Annotated in this window: 14 protein-coding genes; 11 read left to right on the forward strand and 3 right to left on the reverse strand. The window is 48.9% G+C overall.

Features of this window, described 5'->3' with window-relative positions; translation table 11 throughout:
• Positions 1-7: 7 nt before the first annotated feature.
• Positions 8-1564 carry a response regulator transcription factor gene (locus ABEW34_RS23575; RefSeq protein WP_430161928.1) on the reverse strand — a complete coding sequence of 519 codons (1557 nt, stop codon included), beginning with the start codon at positions 1562-1564 and terminating at the stop codon, positions 8-10.
• Between the two features lie 523 nt (positions 1565-2087).
• Here ABEW34_RS23575 and ABEW34_RS23580 point away from each other — a divergent pair.
• The 9 genes from ABEW34_RS23580 to ABEW34_RS23620 all read left to right on the forward strand — a co-directional run bounded on the left by ABEW34_RS23580 (position 2088) and on the right by ABEW34_RS23620 (position 10747).
• The gene (locus ABEW34_RS23580) at positions 2088-2768 is read left to right on the forward strand and encodes a Crp/Fnr family transcriptional regulator (protein WP_430161930.1); all 681 of its coding nucleotides are present in this window, start codon (positions 2088-2090) and stop codon (positions 2766-2768) included.
• A gap of 30 nt (positions 2769-2798) precedes the next feature.
• A complete protein-coding gene (locus ABEW34_RS23585; protein ID WP_430161932.1) occupies positions 2799-3638 on the forward strand; it encodes an ABC transporter ATP-binding protein in 840 nt (279 codons plus the stop codon).
• On the forward strand, positions 3571-4335 hold the full coding sequence (locus tag ABEW34_RS23590; protein WP_430161934.1) for an ABC transporter permease: 765 nt from the start codon (positions 3571-3573) through the stop codon (positions 4333-4335). Before ABEW34_RS23585 ends, ABEW34_RS23590 begins: the two co-directional genes overlap by 68 nt.
• A 27-nt stretch (positions 4336-4362) precedes the next feature.
• Positions 4363-5409, forward strand: coding sequence for an ABC transporter substrate-binding protein (locus ABEW34_RS23595; protein ID WP_430161936.1), 1047 nt, complete (start codon positions 4363-4365; stop codon positions 5407-5409).
• A 25-nt stretch (positions 5410-5434) separates the two neighbouring features.
• Positions 5435-6355, forward strand: coding sequence for an MBL fold metallo-hydrolase (locus tag ABEW34_RS23600; RefSeq protein WP_430161938.1), 921 nt, complete (start codon positions 5435-5437; stop codon positions 6353-6355).
• 249 nt (positions 6356-6604) lie between these two features.
• On the forward strand, positions 6605-8155 hold the full coding sequence (locus tag ABEW34_RS23605; protein ID WP_430161940.1) for an SAM-dependent methyltransferase: 1551 nt from the start codon (positions 6605-6607) through the stop codon (positions 8153-8155).
• A gap of 62 nt (positions 8156-8217) precedes the next feature.
• Positions 8218-8913 carry a response regulator transcription factor gene (locus tag ABEW34_RS23610; RefSeq protein WP_430161942.1) on the forward strand — a complete coding sequence of 232 codons (696 nt, stop codon included), beginning with the start codon at positions 8218-8220 and terminating at the stop codon, positions 8911-8913.
• Positions 8906-9997, forward strand: a complete 1092-nt coding sequence (locus ABEW34_RS23615; protein ID WP_430161944.1) for an ATP-binding protein — start codon at positions 8906-8908, stop codon at positions 9995-9997. Before ABEW34_RS23610 ends, ABEW34_RS23615 begins: the two co-directional genes overlap by 8 nt.
• Positions 9998-10192: 195 nt before the next feature.
• Positions 10193-10747: a VanZ family protein gene (locus ABEW34_RS23620; protein WP_430161946.1), complete on the forward strand. Its 555-nt coding sequence runs from the start codon at positions 10193-10195 to the stop codon at positions 10745-10747.
• 76 nt (positions 10748-10823) lie between these two features.
• Here the strand turns inward: ABEW34_RS23620 and ABEW34_RS23625 are convergent, their stop codons facing one another.
• On the reverse strand, positions 10824-11348 hold the full coding sequence (locus ABEW34_RS23625) for a TetR/AcrR family transcriptional regulator (protein WP_430161948.1): 525 nt from the start codon (positions 11346-11348) through the stop codon (positions 10824-10826).
• A 303-nt stretch (positions 11349-11651) separates the two neighbouring features.
• On the opposite strand from ABEW34_RS23625, the gene ABEW34_RS23630 reads away from it, so the two are divergent.
• Positions 11652-13172 carry a DHA2 family efflux MFS transporter permease subunit gene (locus ABEW34_RS23630; RefSeq protein ID WP_430161958.1) on the forward strand — a complete coding sequence of 507 codons (1521 nt, stop codon included), beginning with the start codon at positions 11652-11654 and terminating at the stop codon, positions 13170-13172.
• Positions 13173-13279: 107 nt separating this feature from the next.
• On the opposite strand, the gene ABEW34_RS23635 is transcribed toward ABEW34_RS23630, so the two are convergent.
• The gene (locus tag ABEW34_RS23635; protein ID WP_430161950.1) at positions 13280-16390 is read right to left on the reverse strand and encodes a copper amine oxidase N-terminal domain-containing protein; all 3111 of its coding nucleotides are present in this window, start codon (positions 16388-16390) and stop codon (positions 13280-13282) included.
• 290 nt (positions 16391-16680) lie between these two features.
• Between ABEW34_RS23635 and ABEW34_RS23640 the strand changes: the two genes are divergently transcribed.
• A complete protein-coding gene (locus tag ABEW34_RS23640; protein ID WP_430161952.1) occupies positions 16681-18048 on the forward strand; it encodes a hemoblobin-interacting domain-containing protein in 1368 nt (455 codons plus the stop codon).
• The last annotated feature ends 204 nt before the right edge of the window (positions 18049-18252 follow it).

Here is an 18252-nt window from a genome sequence, read left to right on the forward strand (position 1 = left end):
TGCAAGGTCACCTGCGTTTCTCCATATATTCGAGCGGGGTCATCCCCGTCATCTTGCGAAAGACTTGGCTGAAATATTGCCCATTGCGGAAGCCGACCCGGTCAGCGATTTCATACACCTTGAGATTCCCCTCGTCGAGCAGCAGCTTGGCCTTCTCCATCCGGATTTCTGTAAGTCGGTCGAGTGCCGTCTTGCCCGTCTCCAGCTTGAACAAGTGGCGAAAGTGGTCGCGCGAAATGCCGAGCTGCCTTGCAATCGCATCTGCATCGAGCTCGGGATCGCCGTAATGCTGTTCCATCTGCTCGAGTGCTTGGCGCACTTTGCGGGACAGGGTGGGCTGCCCGGCTGACGTTCCTGCAAGCGCATTCAACTCCGATAAAAACCAATCGCGAATCCCCGTAAGCGAAGCCCAATCGGCTGTCGTGCCGGGGCCAGCTGCCCAGGTCTCTGTTAGAGATGGCAGTCCAGAAGTGGCGCGATAGCGGTTCAACACGCTGACCAGCTGCCGACACAGATCCGCGAATCCGTTCGCATCTTTTGCTGCCAAAGCTAGCGAGAATAAGGCCGAAACCTCGCGCGCAGCTTCTTCATATTGGCTATCCGACAGCAGTTCCTTCGTCTTCGTCAAGCCTTCTTCCCATTCCAGATGTAAGGGGGCCTTCTCTTCCTCACGCTGAAGCTCGTTCATTCGAAATAAGTGACCAGAGCTATGAAACATCGCCTGTGACAGCCATTTCAAAGCTTCAGCCAGCTTTCCGGGAACATCCGCCCGGTTTGGCAAACCGTACGCCATCGCCATGGACGCAGCGCGGCCCGTCAGCTGTTCTATCGTACGCCGGGCCTCGGCCGCCTTTTCCTCAAGCAGCTCACGCATCTTGCTCTCTCCCCTGCTGCTCTTGTCTCCGTATATGAGTACAAAGCAGCTTTCTAGGAAAGGGATAGCCGCTAACAAGCTGGAATCTCCTGCACTGGGCCATTCCATTGGCCATTCCGGTTTATTTGGCATAACGCCGGGCAGCAGTGGCATCATACGGGCAGGCTCAAGCACCAGCAGATGAAGCCGATCAAACGCTTCGCCCAAGCCCGCTGTCGCCGTCCTCCACTGTGCGTCCGTCAGAGGCCTTCCACCGAGCCAATCCACGAGCAATCTGCCGCGGTCATTTTTCCGGAGCCGCCTATCGCCCTCAATCTCCTCCCTTAAGCCACCGAGCTCACGTCTAACCGTTTCTGCGTCCATCTCATGCTTAATCCAGTAGTTGGACACACCCAGCTTTAGCGCCTCTTTGGCGTACTCAAATTCCTTGTAGGAGGTGAGCAGCACGATTTTCAGCACCAGTCCCTCTGCCAGCAGCTCTCTGCTAAGCGCCAGCCCATCCTTGCCGGGCATGACGATATCCATAATGATCAAGTCTGGGCGATGCTCTCTCGCCAATCTTATGACCTGCGATGGCTTGTTCGCCGTACAGACGATCTCGCAACCTAGCTGCTGCCACGAAATTAGATTTTTCATATGCTCAATTGCTAGCACCTCATCATCCACGAGCATCACTTTAACCAAGTTCATCTTTTCCTTGCCTCCATATTCTTAATACTTAAAATTAATTTATCATTCTTTTGCGCCATGTACCTTAATACGACGGAGCGGTCTCTTTCAAATTCTTTCTCTATGTAAAATAATTTCCTGTATGCCCTATTTCATTCATGGGGGCTCGTAAATGACGGATGAATTAGAGAACCCAAAGGTGCTCTTAGAAATGGACTAACTTTCGCCAAGTATACGACGAAAACCTGAATATTTGTATTTTTATATGACCATTCCTTACTAACGTTACATAAAAACGCAGTCATTTAGAAGAGTGAATATTCCGTTTTCTATTGGATCCAATATTGGCTGTCTCTAAGGCCCTTCCGCCTTTCCGGACAGCCTTATTTTTTTCTGTCACTACCCTCTCCGACAAATAAACCAATGCTACGTCTTATATTTTGTCGGCTAGCCGACTGTTTTTGTTTGAAACCATGAATTATAATTGTAAATACCGATAGGCAAACTATGAATTCGCCGACAGCTAGAGAAGGGTGGAACGACAATGGACCATGAGGGTGTGTCCTCCTATAGGGAAGGAACCGTAACGGATAACGGTGAAGCCGAGCAACTCGCGTTAGCGAAGCTCTTTCAGGAATTTGGCTCTTCTCGTGGCATGAAGAAGAACGCTTTTATTTTCAGAAGCGAGGAAGAAAGTCAGGAGATCTATTTCGTACAGGACGGATTGGTGAAGATCTCGCAGTTTGCGCAAGAGGGCCAGAGCATCACCTTGTTCCTGAGGCACAAGGGCGAGGTGTTCGGTGCGGCCGAGGTGCTGACGGGGCAGAAGAGACAACGCTATGCGCGATGCATCACAGACAGCCGGATCCTCTCGATTCCGACATCCCAATTCACCAGCTTGCTGAAGAGACATCCGGATGCCCTCTACGCGCTAACGGTGGTCAACGCCCGTCGTCTGCTGCAGACACAGCGTTACGTAGAGACGCTCATTTCACGGCCGGTTGCCTGGAGGCTGGCTCAACTGCTCATGCAGCTCGGGGTTCGTGTGGGAAAGGAGACGGTCATCACGCTTTCGCTTACCCATGAGGAGATCTCCTATGTCATCGGCTGCAGCAGGCAGACGGTTACGGAGACATTGGGTCGATGGCGGGAGGAAGGTATCATTCGCTATGAGAGGAAAATGGTTGTCATTCACGATACCGACGAGTTCCAACAGCACTTGTAACGATGTGGAAAGCCATGGGGGGGTGGGAGCATGATCCAGGTAGAGGGAGTAGGCAAGACGTTCGCGCAACGGGGCAGAGCGGGCTATACTGCATTGAAAGATATTGACTTCAAGATTGGAAAGGGAGAGTTCGTCTCCATCCTCGGTCCTTCCGGCTGCGGCAAGTCCACGCTGCTTAACCTGGTAGCAGGGCTGGAGAGGGCGGATTACGGCCGAGTTGAAGTGAACGGCAAGGAAGTCACGGCCCCAGGGCCTGATCGGATCGTCGTATTCCAAGACCATGCACTGTATCCTTGGCTTACCGTGCTGGAGAACGTCGCCTTCGGTCTCAAGCAAAAGGGAATCAAAAAGAAGGAGCGCCGCGAGCGAGCCATGGAGCAGATCCGGGCTGTCCATTTGGGGAAGTTCGCGGACCGCTATCCTCATGAGCTGTCGGGTGGGATGAAGCAGAGGGTGGCAATAGCGCGGGCGCTCGTCATGGACCCAGAGATTCTGCTCATGGATGAGCCGTTTGCTGCACTGGACGAACAGACTAGGCTGCTGCTGCATAAGGAGCTGGAGCAAATATGGCTGAGCACGGGGAAGACCATTCTGTTCATCACGCATAACATCCGGGAGGCGGTCATACTGTCGGACAGAGTGCTCGTCATGTCTACCCGGCCGGGACGGATTAAGAAGGAGTTTCGCGTACAGGCGGCACGGCCGCGGGAGCCTGGCGATTCTCTTCTGCACCATATCGAGAGTCAGATCATGGATACATTGGCCGCTGAACTGGAGAAGGTGGCGAAGGAGGAATATGGCAATGACTACACTCTGGAGAAAAGCCCTCTTTCTCATTCTACTGCTAATAATCTGGGAGACGGCATATAGGACGATGCAGTGGGGCTGGCGCTTTCCATCGGCGCTGCAGACGGTGCAGACATTCTACGATGGGATGGCAAATGGGCAGCTGCTCGAAGCGACGCTTAGCAGCTTGAGGCGAATCCTCATCGCGTTCGTCCTCTCGTGCGGCATCGGCATGACACTCGGCGTCTTGTTCGCTCGGAGCAGGCTGCTGGACGAGACGTTCGGATTTGTCGTCGTCGCTCTGCAGACGGTGCCGAGCATCGCTTGGTTACCTTTCGCTATCATATGGTTCGGGCTGAACGACTTCGCCGTATTGTTCATCACGACGATTGGGGCGACGTGGACGATGACGATTGCCAGTCGGAGTGGGATCAAGAACATTCCTCCAATCTATCTGTTGTCGGCGCAGATGTTTGGAACAGGCCGCGGGTTCCGACTCTTTTACCAAGTGATGATTCCCGCAGCCATACCACAGCTCATTACGGGCATGCGCATGGCCTGGGCGTTCGCCTGGCGGGCACTCGTCTCCGGTGAGCTCATTGCGCGCGGCATCGGTTTGGGGCAGCTGTTGGAGGAGGGGCGAAGCCTCGGCGACACCTCTCTTATGCTCTGCATCGTACTCGTGATCGCGATTCTCGGTACGATCTCCGACCATCTCGTCTTCAAGCGCATAGAGGAGCGGATCTGGACCCAGTACGGTCTGAATACGGCCAAAACGTAAGCTTAACTAGGAAAAGGGGAATGATGCATGTTTAGAAAAGCGGCTTATTCGAGTCTTATGATCATCTTGATGCTGACTCTGCTTTCCGGCTGCGGGACCTCAGGCTCGGGAAGCAATGGAAGCTCCAAATCGGTCGACCCCATTACGGTGCGGATCGGCTTGCTCAAGAACGTGACCCATGCTCCGGCTTTCGTAGCGATCAAGAAGGGCTATCTGCAAGACCGTCTCGGCGCTAATGTGAAGATCGAGGTACAGGGTTTTAACAACGGCTCCGACTTCTCGACTGCAATGGCGACAGGCCAGATTGACATCGGGTACGTCGGGCCAAGCCCGATAATCAACCAATATATAAGGAGCAAGAACATCAAGATTCTGTCAGGAGCGAACAACGGCGGCGCCGTGCTAGTGACGAGGAAGGGCTCAGGCGTGACGAGCGTCAAGGACTTGTCGGGCAAGCTGGTCGCCATCCCGACAAAGGGGAGCACGAATGAGATCTCTCTGCGTCTGCTTCTTCAGGACCAGGGCCTGAAGGTGTCGACAGATGAGAGCGGGGTTCAGCTTATTGCGATGGCTCCGGCAGATACGCTGACGGCCATGAAGCAGGGCCAGGTAGACGCGGCGCTATTGCCGGAGCCATGGGGGACGCTGATCGCGAACGAAGGCATCGGTGATATTGCCGTCGATTGGGATCAAATTCCGCCGAACAAGGGGAATTATCCACTTACGATTATTGTCACTAGCGACGACTTCCTGAAGGATCATCGGAATTTGGCCAAATCTGTTCTTCTGGCCAATGAGGACGCAATCAAGTTTATCAAGGAAAGTCCCAGCGACACGTATTCTCTCGTTAGCGATGAGTTGAAGGAACTGACGGGCAAGGGCTTGGATGCCGAATTGATCAAGGCCACACTGTCTCATCTAAATCTGACGATGAACATCGACCAAGATTCCTTGAAGCTAATGGCGCAGGTAGCGGTTGATGCCGGCTATATCAAGGGAGTCGGAGCAGATGGCCTGGATCTGGCAGGCTTGTACGATCTGTCGCTGCTGAAGGAGATACAGGAAGGCAAATAAAACGAAGATGAGAGGGCTGACAGCGATGCATATCCAGCCACAAATGAATTTAAGGCCAGACTACCACCCAGATCTGACCGTCGTTCTGCTCGGGACGGGTTCTCCCCGTGCCTTCTATGGGCGAGCGAAGCCCGGAGCCGCGGTGCTCGCGGGAGACAAGACGTTCCTCGTTGATTGCGGGGGCTCTACGGTGGACCAACTAATCAAAGCGGGCATCATGCCTCAACGGATATCCGATGTCCTGTTTACCCATCACCATTACGATCATAACGGAGGATTTTTCGACGTGTTCATCACGAGTTGGCGCACGCATATTACCGCAGAACGTGTCTTCGAAGGTCGTTCAGTGCCCATGCAAGTGTACGGACCAGAGACGACGAAGGCGATCATTGGTAAAATGCGGGAGTCCTTCGAGTTCGACGTCAAGCTCCGAATTAGTTACAATCTATCGGATGAAGCGGGCTCGCTAATCGAGTATACGGAATGCAACGAGGGTGTTATCTACGACAAGGAAGGCATCCGAATTACCGCCTTCGAAGTGGACCATCGCCCTGTCTATCCGGCTATCGCTTACAAGTTCGAGTATAACGGCAAGACGGTCGTTATATCAGGCGATACGATTCCGGTGGCCAATATGGAGAAACAAGCGACCGGGGCAGATCTGCTCGTTCACGAAGCGTACAACAAGTCGTGGCTTGACGCCCTGACCGCGCAATATCCGAAGCACGAGAAGGCGCTGTCAAACCCCGCGAAGTATCATACGACGACGCTGGAAGCGGCTGCAATTGCGCAACGGGCGGGAGTCAAGCATCTCGTGCTCACGCATCACATTCCTGCGCCAGCGGCGAATTCAGAGGCCGAGCAAGCGTATATCGAGGGGATGGCTGATATTTACGCCGGCCCGATTACAGTAGGTCGCGACTTGATGGTCTTCGACTTAAAGTAGCAGACAAGGGGCAAAGGGCACCCTGCCGAGTGCCCTTCTATCTTGTTTTAGGTGATATTTCTTTTCATTAACTATTAGGGCGCCGATTTGGGCGTCCTTTTTCGTATGGCAATCGGACTCTTGATGGTTTTATGAAACGGCGTATTTGAAAGGGATGTGCTATCATAAAAAGGGATATTATGAAAATAAGGTAATGTGCAGGCGAGTTAAATGAAATAGAATAACTTTCAGAAGGCAGGATTCGTTTAAATGACTGTTAATCATAAACAATGCTATCGCTTCAGTGAAGCTCCTATATGGCATATTCAAAGGGAATATTTCGAAGAAGAAGGTATGAAGGCTTGGAACAATGATCAAGTTCCACAATATATAACGAGTAATCCTATGATTGCGGCAGCCTATGCCGAAATGATATTTGGGCTGCTTCAAGATCAGGCCAATAAGGGAAACAGCTCAGAGCCAGTGTATATTGTAGAGCTGGGTGCTGGAGCGGGCCGTCTCGCCTATCATGTGCTGCATGAGCTTTGCCAGCTGAGAGACTATGCGGGCGTATCCCTCCCCCCTTTCCGCTATATTATGACCGATTTGCCCATGAAAAATGTTCTGGCCTGGCAGGAGCATCCTGCCCTGCAGGCTTTTATCGCTGAGGGCTTGCTGGATTTTGCACGATTTGATGCGGTTCATGATACGGAGTTAAACCTCGTCCTGTCAGGCAATACCATTAGAGAGCAAGATTTAGAGCAGCCATTAATTATTGTCGCCAACTATTTTTTTGACAGCATTCCACAAGAGCTGATCTATGTAGGCGACGGCCAGATTTATGAAGCGGATGTTTTTGTCGAATATCCAGACAATCGGGATGCTCTTAAACCGGCCGAGCTATTAGATCAAATCGCTTTGCATTATGAGCACAGGAGGGCGCCCGAGTATGAGCAAGACGACTATCCTTACCGTGATGTCATTGCCGTATATCAGAAACAGCTGGAGGATTCGCATATTTTATTTCCTGCCGCAGGCTTAACCTGCTTGGAGCGCTTGAATCAATTGTCTCAGGCAGGGTTTCTATTGATAACCGCTGACAAAGGCGACCACCTGCTCGATAACTGGAAATTTGCCGAGCCGCCGGAGCTGTTTCTGCATGGCAGCTTCTCATTAACCGCCAACTACCATGCGATTCAGCATGTGTTTGAACAAAGAGGAGCCCAGGCGTTATTTCCCCCGCATCATTATAAAAATATAAATGTCGGCTGCATTCTCCATTTGGATCAACCGATGGCCTACTCAAATACGAGACTAGCCTACCGCCGATTTGTTGAGCGTTTTGGCCCGGACGAGTTTTTCAGCATGAAAATGTGGGTCGACCGCAATCTCTCTAGCATGGAGCTGCAACCATTGTTGAGTTTTTGGCGTTTGGGTGGATATGATGCAGAGTTTTTCATTCAGAGCGCGAAGCAAATAGCCAGCCTGCTGCCGGATGCGAATGATGAAGAAATGCGGGACCTGCTAAGAGGCATTCAGCTCATGTGGTCGTCGTATTATGTCATGGAGCAGCGTTATGACTTGGCACTGGATGCAGGCCTGCTGCTGTTTGAGATGGAAATGTACGAGGAGTCCAAGCAGTTTCTGGAAATATCGGTGCAGCAAGAACAAGATGAGGTCGTTTCAACCGTGTTTTATTGTCTCGCTATTAGCTGCTTTGAGCTGGAGCTGGACGAGCAGGCATTGGGCTATATTCAGCAATTTTTGGAGCTTGAGCCGGATCATGAAGAGGCATTGGCGCTGCTGGGGAGATTTGAATAACAAGCATAGGCTGAACTTGTTGATCATTATTTTTTAGGAACGACAGTTGGGGGTGGCTGGATTTGAGGCGTATTACGATTTTGGTCGCAGATGATGAGGTGGAAATCGCGGATCTGGTGGCCTTGCACCTGCAAAAGGAAGGTTATTATATTATAAAAGCATCCGATGGAAAGGCAGCTATGCAAGCTGTGCAATCGCAGGCGATTGATTTGGCTATTTTGGATATTATGATGCCGGAAATGGATGGGTACGAGGTCACCCGTAAAATCCGGGAGCAATACCATCTGCCGATTATTTTCTTAAGTGCCAAAACCTCCGATCTGGATAAAATCACAGGGCTTGTTATGGGTGCGGACGATTACATGACCAAGCCCTTCAACCCAATGGAGCTGGTGGCACGTGTCCATTCGCAGCTTCGCCGGTCGCTGCAATTCAATCAGCCAGCCGTCATGAATAAAGCGGTGCTGGAGCTAGGCGGACTCGTGATTTCACCCGACCAGCATAAAATCACCTTGTACGGCGAGGACGTCGAATTAACGCCGAAGGAGTTCGACATTCTTTATTTGCTGGCGAGCCACCCGAAGCAGGTATTTAGCGCGGAAAGCATTTTTAAACAGGTGTGGGGCGAGGCCTACTATGAGAGCGGAAATACGGTTATGGTACATATCCGTACCCTACGCAAAAAACTGGGAGAAGATACGACCAAGCGTAAATTCATCAAGACGATCTGGGGCGTAGGGTACACGTTCAATGATTAAGAGCAGACGGAGCTTTCGGACCACGATGATTATGCTGCTGGGCTTAAGCATGCTTTTATCCGGTGCAATTACGTATGGCATCTATAAGATGCTGCAGCTTTATTATGTCGATGTCCGCGAAGGGGATCGATTGGCCTTATACCGGAGGATGATGAGGGAGGTTGGAGACATTTATGTGTTCCTCATTCTTTTCATCCCGCTGGCTATTGTCTTTTTCTTCTGGTTTACGAAGCGATATGGGACGTATTTCAATGAAATTTCCAAGGGAATCCGCCATCTGGCGAATGGGGAATTTGACAATCGGGTACATATTTCCTCAAATGATGAGTTTAACAGCATTGCGGAGGATTTGAATTTGGCTAGCGAAAAGCTGCAAGCGGCGGTCGAAAAAGGGGACTTTGCCGAAAATAGCAAGGATCAGCTGGTTGTGAATTTGGCCCATGATCTACGCACGCCGCTTACCTCGATATTGGGGTATTTGGATCTGATCGTGAAGGATAATCAGCTAACCGCTGAGCAGATCAAGCATTACACTACGATTGCCTTCAATAAATCACAGCGTCTGGAGAAGCTGATAGATGGGCTATTCGACATTACCCGCATGAACTACGGCAAGCTGCCGGTTCAGAAAGAGCACATTGATCTCAGCGAGCTGCTCAGGCAGCTGAACGAGGAGCTATATCCTGTTTTTGAGAAAAATCATTTAATTTCCCGTATGGATGTCGCTCCCGAGCTTTATATTTATGGTGACGGGGAGCTGCTGGCCCGTGTATTCGAGAACCTGTTGACGAATGCGGCCAGGCATGGCAAAGAAGGTTTATATGTAGATATGAATGGGCATATCGATACCGGGCATGTGGTCATTCAAGTCGTCAATTATGGAGGGGAGATTCCTCCAGAAGATTTGCCGCATATTTTCGAAATGTATTATACGGGCGACCGCTCAAGGGCGCATCAAGAGGGCGGCACAGGCTTAGGCCTGTTCATTGCCAGGAATATTGTAGAGCAGCATGAGGGAACTCTTAAGGCCGAGAGCAATGTGGTGCGGACGTTATTTGAAGTGCGATTGCCTGTGCACTCATAATTTAAGAAAAACTTTAAATTTGCCCCACTTTTTTTTAACTAGTTTTCTCTATCCTAGAAGTATAAGGCAAGGGGAGGACGCGTTAATGACGAGGTGGGGCATTTTTATATGCTTGGTTCTGCTGGGCTATGCAGCGACGGACAGAGAGCTTAATAAATAGAACGGCGAGATTGTGACGGTAAAGGAGGGTGCCATTTGGAACAGACGGCAAATAAGACAAATAAGTGGGAACTTTTTATAGGAGCGGCGTTTATCGTGTATCTGTTTTTATTATTTAAAATCATTTTGCTCAAATGGAACTTCATTAGTCTCGATGCTTTATGGTATCATTTCAAAACGTTTCTGCATCACCCTTACCTCATTTACGAGCGCCAAGCGAACTTCAAGCTATTCGATGAGATTTCAAGAGATATAGAAGATATAAATGGATTATCGATTTCAGGCTCTATTTTATTTACGAATCTAATTGGCAATACGCTGGCCTTTATTCCGCTTGGTGTTTTTATGGCGGAGCTCATCCAATCTAAAAGGGCATTATGTATAAAAGTAGTGCTGCTTTCCTTTCTGCTAAGCTTATTTTTCGAATCCACTCAGTTTTTTCTAGGCATTGGCATCTTCGATGTGGATGATTTGCTATTAAACACCGTTGGCGGAATAATAGGATACATAGCTTGGAAAATAGTCAAGATAGGCGTGAAAGTGCTCCAGCCCACATCGGCGAGAGGATTAAAAAGAACTTCTCATCCATGAGTATGGTAAGGCCGGGAACCTAGTGAGGGTTCCCGGCCTTTCTCGCGTCTAATCTGAATGAATAAGGACTGGTGTTCTACGAGCTGTCTGCATTAGATTTGAATGGCACCATAAGCAAAAGCTGTTTGGCAAGGAAGGCAGGCGTATAAGGCATATCGTTGCGCAGCCATATAACGATCGTGCCAAGAAAGGCAGAGGCGCCGTACCAGGCTGCAATGTCATTCGGAATTTGGGGCGTAATGGCTTTGGATGATGCATTGTGATTATTGATTTTATTTATAATAAATTCCATCATCAGCACAGACAGGCGCTCCGTAAATAGGGGCAGACGTTTGGAAGCGAGCAGTATTTTGTAAGAAGCTGAATGATCGGCAAAATGCTGAATAAGCCTGACTAGCTCGGGCCATTCATCCTTAGCGGTGCTGGATTGATCAGCCACATCATCTAGCAGATTACGAATATGCGTGGTCATGTTATCGGCCATCTGATTCAGCATATCGGGGATATCCCGGTAATGAAGATAGAAGGTAACCCGATTAATGGTTGCCTTCTCGGCAAGCCGATTCACGGTAATTTTCTCCAAATCATAATTCTGAATCAACTCGAGGAAAGCTTCTCGAATCAATTGGCGTGTGCGTATAACGCGTGGATCCATTTTTGGCGCTTTTGCCTGCATGTGGACACCAATCCTTTCCATTTTCAAATCAATTGTCTATACGACGGTTTTAATTGAATTTGTAGATTATTGCAATGTAAAACGACAGATTATAGATATTTGTAAACTATAAAACAGTAATGAGAAAGTTGTTGCTTGTAATCATAAAACGAGACGCCTATAATCTTTTACATTAAGTAAATTATACTACAGACTGTAAATTAGTTGAAGTCGAAAGGATTGAGTAAGATTAGTACAAACACCGTTTTTGACAGCAGCTCAATTAAGAAAGGCCCCTTATTGTTTGTTTTAATCGTTGGGGCATTTGTCGCGGTATTAAATCAGACCATTATGAGTGTCGCGCTTCCCCATCTAATGGTCGAATTTTCGATTGAGGCTTCCGTCGCCCAATGGCTCACCACCGGGTATATGCTCGTAAATGGCGTTCTCATTCCGATTACAGCCTATCTTATGCAGCGTTTTACGACACGCGAGCTTTTTCAATCAGCCATGGTTATCTTTCTCGGAGGAACTATACTCGCGGCGATGGCGAATTCATTTGAAATATTGCTCGTTGGACGGCTCATTCAAGCGGCTGGCGCCGGTATTATTATGCCATTATTAATGAACGTGATTCTTACCATCTTCCCTCCGGACAAACGCGGGGTTGCGATGGGAGTCGTTGGTCTGGCGATTGTTTTTGCACCTGCTGTTGGCCCTGCTATCACGGGTTATGTCATGGAGGAATACAGCTGGCGCACGATGTTCCAGGCTATTATTCCTGTTGCTGCTTTGGTCATTATTCTTGCTCATTTTTATTTGAAAAATGTAGCTGAGCGCTTGTACCCTAAGCTGGACGTATGGGGAATGATCCTCTCGACCATCGGTTTTGGAATGGTGATTTACGGGTTTAGCAAGGCGGGCAGTCTAGGCTGGTCCAACACGGAAGTAGTGGTTTCCCTTACAGTGGGGATTGTTTCATTGGCCGTATTTACGTGGCAGCAGCTGCGAGCCAAGAGTCCGCTGCTTGATCTCAGAGCATTCAAATATAATATGTTTTCTTTAACGACTATTATTAATATCGCCGTCACGATGGTCATGTATGCTGATATGATGCTGCTTCCGCTCTATTTGCAAAATGCACGCGGATATACGGCACTGGAATCGGGCATGCTTATGCTGCCTGGCGCTCTGCTTATGGCTCTCATGATGCCAGTGTCCGGGAAGCTGTTTGACCGCTTTGGTGCAAAGTGGTTGTCGATCGTGGGCATGATCATTACAATCGGGACTACGATTGGATTCGTAAATTTGACGGACTCAACCAGCTATAACTACTTGCTGCTGATGTCTACGGGACGACGGATCGGTATGGCTCTCTTCCTAATGCCAATTACGACAGCCGGCCTGAATCAGCTTCCTGCGAGACTGAATGCGCACGGAACAGCTATCTCTAATACGATTAAGCAAGTGGCTGGCGCGATTGGTACCTCCTTGCTCGTAACCGTCATGACGTCGAGCACCAAAACCCATCTGACGGATGCGATGGTGACTAGCGGCACACAGACAGCTTCCAAGGAAATGATGGTACACGCGAACATTCAAGGTATTAATGATGCGTATCTTGTGATTGTTGGAATTGGCGTTATTGGACTTGTGCTTTCTTTCTTTATAAAAAGTGTCAAGCAAGGTGAAGAGGAAGGCGTTAAAATGTCTGCAAGCCATAAAGTGCCAGCTGGAATCGGGCATGCTAAAAAACTAAAAAACACCTAATAGAAGAGAGGCTCTTCCTATTGGTGAGACGCATGTCATGCAAAAAAAGGCCGGGACCCCACTCAGGGGCTCCCGGCCTTTCTGCGTACACCTTGGTTCCATTAAATCTAAACTCCTGTAGGCTGGTCAGGAGTTGGTGTCGTGGGTGTCGCTGGTGGTGCAACTGGCGTTGGAAACTGAACGGATGCCGAAGGAACGGACAACGCATTCGCACCGCTTTTGGCTACCGAAAGCACATACACCCGATAATTGGTATCGTAAGCGAGTGGCTGCCCACTAGCATCCGATGTGTTTTTGTTTATTGTTAGTATGGCTTCAGCTGGCGAAGGCGAGTAAATGCTGGATGCACTTGCCGCATCCAGGTTAAAGCTGCCAGCATCGGCTTCTTTAACGATAAACACACGGTATTGCGAGACATTTCGCTCATCAGCCGGTTTAGTGAAGGATACTTGAATATCCTGACCGCTTGCGAGCAAGGTTGCATTAACCGCTGTTGCTGCCGCTGCCGGAGGCAGCGGTACAGGTAGTGTAATAGGCGCAGAGGCGGAAGACAGCGCATTGGTGCCTGCCGAGCTGCCGCCGCCAATGGACAATACAAACACCTGATAGCTGACGCCGGCCTGGATGAACTCTCCGCCTGTGTCGCGTGTATTGCGAGTAAGCACCTTGCTCGGTGTATCGGTTTTATTGACTGCCGTAAAATAATCAGGCAAAGTAATACGGTTCGCTGCATTCAGGTCAAAACCGCCAGCATTCGCACTTTTGACGATGAAAATACGGTAATGATCGATATTGCTTTCGTCCGAAGCTTTTGTGAAATCGACTTTGATATCTTGACCGCCATTGTATTCAGCTGCCACAACATTGGCTGCCGCAGATACACCTTTAGCTGCTAGCGTAATAGCTGCTGAACCGAGGGACAGCGCATTGGCGCCTGCCGAGCTGCCGCTGCCAACGGACATTACAAATACTTGATAGCTGATGCCATTTTGGATGAGATCACCATTAACATCTCGCGCAGTGGCAGCAAGCACTTGGCTAATATTTCCGCCTGTCTTGGCCACTGTCGTGTAGTTATTGGCGTTGCTCACAGCGTTAGCTGCTGCTAGATTAAAGCTGCCCGCATTGGCAGTCTTAACGACGAACACACGATAGTGGTTCAGGTTGGTTTCATCGGCCGCTTTGGTAAAGGCAACGAGCAAATCCTGGCCGTTGTTCAGCTCGTTTACGTCGCTGACAGCAACATTCGCTGCTGCTGTGACAGCGCTGGCTGACAGGATAATCGGAATTGAGCTGCCAGACAGCGCATTATTGCTGGTCGAGCTTCCATTGCCGACGGACAAGACGAATACCTGATAGCTGATGCCGTTTTGGATGAGCACGCCATTAACGTCGCGCGCTGTCGCAGGCAATACTTGATTAATATTTCCGCCTGTTTTGGAAACCGTCGTATAATAGCTGGAATTCGTTATACCGTTAGCTGCAGCCAGATTGAAGCTGCTTGCATTTGCCGTCCTAACGACGAAGATGCGGTAGTGGTTCAAGCTGCTCTCATCGCCGGCTCTAGTGAAGGAAACGCGCAAATCCTGTCCATTGTTATAGTCGCTCACGTCGCTTACGCCTACATTGGTTACACTGCTGACTCCTGTACTATAAAGCGCAATACTGGAGGAAGCGGTGGATAAGGTGCTGGAATAGGAGGAGCTGTTATTCGTAACACCCATTACAAACACACGGTAGGCAACGCCATTAATAATGGAATTCCCCTTCACATCTCTAGCGCTGGAAGAGAGAATTTGGCTGTAGCTGCTGCTTCCCGTTCTAGAAACATCGGTATATCTACCCGATGCTACGTTATTCGCCTCTGTTAAATTAAAGTTTCCGTAATCAGCCTCTCTTACTACGAAAATCCGGTAATAGCTAATCCGGGACTCATCCGATGCCCGATTAAAATTAACGCGCAAATCGCGGCCATCTCCATAGTTGCTAACATCGGCTACGCTCGTAATCGTCGGATTAAATCCGGAAGAAGAGCCGAGCGCTACAGACGAAGAAGCCGAAGACAAGGTATTAGAAATAGTACCTACGCTGCTGCTCATGGAAAGGACATAAGCGGTATAGGCAACGCCATTTTTAATATATTCACCCGAAGTGTCCCTTGCCGAGGAGCTGAAGCCTGTACTCATCGTACTGCTGCCCGTTTTGGAAACCGTCGTGTAATAGGAGCTATTAAGCGTATTGGCTGCTGCCAAATCAAATTTGGAAGCATTGGCGGTCTTCACAATGATAACCCGGTAGCTGGATATGTTGCTTTCATTGGAAGCCCGTGTAAAGCTGACCGAGAGGTCGCGGCCGTCGCCGAAGTCGCTAACATCACTAATGCGTACATTCGAAGCAGCATCTACCGTCGATTTGACGCTTAGCGTGATGGAAGCGGAAGCGCTGGATAGCGCGTAACGATCATTATTGCCAACAGTCAAAATAAAAACTTTATAAGGCAGATTAGAGCGAAGCAACGCTCCGTCGGTATCTCTTGTTTGGGCCGTCAGTACATTGTTTTGGTACGCGGACGATGTAGGAAGGGCCGTATAATTCGTACCGCCTACAATTTGCGCCTTAGCCAAATTAAAGGAAGCTGCTTTGTCCGCAGGAACGACGAGTATGCGGTAGCTGTTCACATTCGTCATGTCGGTTGGAGGTGTGAAATTAACCTGCAAATCTCTTCCGTCTCCATTTTGGCTAACTGTGGACACACTCACCGAGGTGGCTGCGCCAACACTTACGGATGCAGATGTTGTAATGCGTACACTTCTTGTTTTCGAATCCCATTTCACATCCTCGCCAAGCGATTCGCTGACGAAGCGGACAGGAACTACGGTTCTGCCCTTAATAGAACGGGCTGGTGCATCCAGTGTAACGGTCTCATTATTAATCGTAGCCGTTCTGGCACCCAGTTTAAGAACAACGGTCGTATCGCCTTTCATGGCGGTTACCGTTTTGGTTTTTTGACTCCATAATACTTTGGCATTTAAAGCTTCAAAAATCCCGCGCAAGGGCACAAAGGTGCTGCCTGAAATAATTATAGCGGGTTGATCCGTTTGCAGCACTTGTCCATCGATATAAATTTTAATATCGGTTGTTGCTGCCTGCGCTACAGGCTGAAGTAACACAAAAAACAGCGTTGCAAAAGCAGCTAGAGCGGAAACCATTTTTCTCATAACGTTCATATCCCCTCTGGATCGTTCTTCCATCATTTTCTGGATCGATAATAAGACGAAGCAAGAAGGGGAAAAGTTTCTACTTATTCATATTTTGTTCATAAAAATCTAGCGCCTAGGATAAAAAGGGGACGAGAGATTTGAAATGGGTCAATGAGAGGAGGTCTTTTGTCGGAGTTTGTCATTTTGCTGTCATTGGGGTGGATTATACTTAGCTGGAATAGTGAGCAGGAAGGTTGCTCATTGAAAGGCATGCCGATTACAAGAATGTACAGGGGAGTGAAAGATTCATGTTAAAAGGTTGGTTTAAAGTAAAAGCGCAAGGGAAGTCTGGCTTCACTGTGTTGTCTATGATGTTGGCGCTAGTCGTAGCGCTGTCTGTCCTGCCAAGTGCGGCTTTGGCCGCTCCGGTTTCAGTGACTCCAAGTCTCAGTGCAGTTGCCTTGGAGACAAACAGCGGAGTCGTTACACAGGGTAAAGTGAAAGTAACTGGCATTAATAGTTCGAATGGTACAGTCGTGTGGTCGACCTATGGAAAGGCGAGTGCAGAAGTAGCACCTGAAGCAGGGGCGTCGTTTAGCACGATTGCCGATGTTTATACTTATAAGCTGAACGACAATCTGTTTGTACCCGCTGCTGCTGGCGATACCATTTCCATTGTTGAAGTGAACGCTCTGAGCGGAGAAGTTGTAGGTTATAAGTCGCTAACGGTTGGAGCTAATCATATTGGTACGGTGGCTCCTATGGTCAATAAAGACTATGTTTTCCCTGGAGTACAAACTGGTTATAATAAATTTTTGCAGGTTGGTGATTTTTACTATTCACCCTATGGAATAACGATCAGCAACTTAACAAGCTCGGATCCAACCATAGCTTCCGCAAGTCCAAATGGTTGGTATTTTTATATTAATGGAATTAGCAAAGGTACTGCTACTATAGCCTTTGACGCCGCAGACAGTTTGACAGGGGATAAAATAAGAACAACAATGACCGTTTCAGTTGTGTCAAATCGCCAGCCCTACCTATATGATAATGATGATTACTATTTTACTGGAAAAACTTTCACATTAACGGTTAACCCTCCAACCGCACAATGGGTACCGGACTCCATTGAAGTAAATGGAGTGGTTGTCCCAAGCGAAAGCTACTCTTACACACCTGGAGATATTGGTCAAAATAACGGAGAAATTAAGCTGCAAGCAGGCGTGCTGCTGGAGGGTGAAAATAATATAGTTGTGAAGTCTTATGATACGATAGATGGGGTGTACAATGTTACTCTTCATCAATCCGAACATTCCTTCTATATGAGCGAGCCCCTTATTGATAGGGCGAGCGGGGGATTGACCGCATCCGTTAAATTCGTAAGAAACATCAATAACAATAGTTATAATGGTACAGCTACAGCGATTTTCCAGCTTATGAACGGCGATGTGCCAGTGGATACCGTTTCTGTCACGACTAACAGACTGGATAGCTATCAGACGAATCGCGCTCATTTCAATATAGCGGATGCAGCAACAAATCCGAATTACTCGGTACGCGTCTTTCTCATTACGGGAGACAATGCTGATCCGAACAACCTCGGTTATACTCTTGTGACAGAAGTGGATGCGACTGAGTTCGAGCAGCGTTACCAAGAATGGCGCAACTGGGATTAATAAGGGATAGGTAGAGCGAGTAGCCTTTATTTTAATTGAATAGAAAAGAGGAATGTCCGAAGTGAGAATACGTACATGGAGCTTAACCTTAATCATTGGTCTCTGCCTATCGCTGTTTCCCAGCTCCTTATGGGCTGCGGTCTCGGTAAATCCGGTAGCAGACAGTATTCATCCTGGCAGCCCTATTAACATTACAGGAACCTC

It is taken from the genome of Paenibacillus algorifonticola, from assembly GCF_050481745.1.
GTDB lineage: Bacteria > Bacillota > Bacilli > Paenibacillales > Paenibacillaceae > Pristimantibacillus > Pristimantibacillus algorifonticola_A.

Coding starts and splice junctions, on each gene's coding strand:
- ABEW34_RS23575 (WP_430161928.1), bottom strand. CDS start 1,564: ATGAACTTGGTTAAAGTGATGCTCGTGGATGATGAGGTGCTAGCAATT.
- ABEW34_RS23580 (WP_430161930.1), top strand. CDS start 2,088: ATGGACCATGAGGGTGTGTCCTCCTATAGGGAAGGAACCGTAACGGAT.
- ABEW34_RS23585 (WP_430161932.1), top strand. CDS start 2,799: ATGATCCAGGTAGAGGGAGTAGGCAAGACGTTCGCGCAACGGGGCAGA.
- ABEW34_RS23590 (WP_430161934.1), top strand. CDS start 3,571: ATGACTACACTCTGGAGAAAAGCCCTCTTTCTCATTCTACTGCTAATA.
- ABEW34_RS23595 (WP_430161936.1), top strand. CDS start 4,363: ATGTTTAGAAAAGCGGCTTATTCGAGTCTTATGATCATCTTGATGCTG.
- ABEW34_RS23600 (WP_430161938.1), top strand. CDS start 5,435: ATGCATATCCAGCCACAAATGAATTTAAGGCCAGACTACCACCCAGAT.
- ABEW34_RS23605 (WP_430161940.1), top strand. CDS start 6,605: ATGACTGTTAATCATAAACAATGCTATCGCTTCAGTGAAGCTCCTATA.
- ABEW34_RS23615 (WP_430161944.1), top strand. CDS start 8,906: ATGATTAAGAGCAGACGGAGCTTTCGGACCACGATGATTATGCTGCTG.
- ABEW34_RS23635 (WP_430161950.1), bottom strand. CDS start 16,390: ATGAGAAAAATGGTTTCCGCTCTAGCTGCTTTTGCAACGCTGTTTTTT.
- ABEW34_RS23640 (WP_430161952.1), top strand. CDS start 16,681: ATGTTAAAAGGTTGGTTTAAAGTAAAAGCGCAAGGGAAGTCTGGCTTC.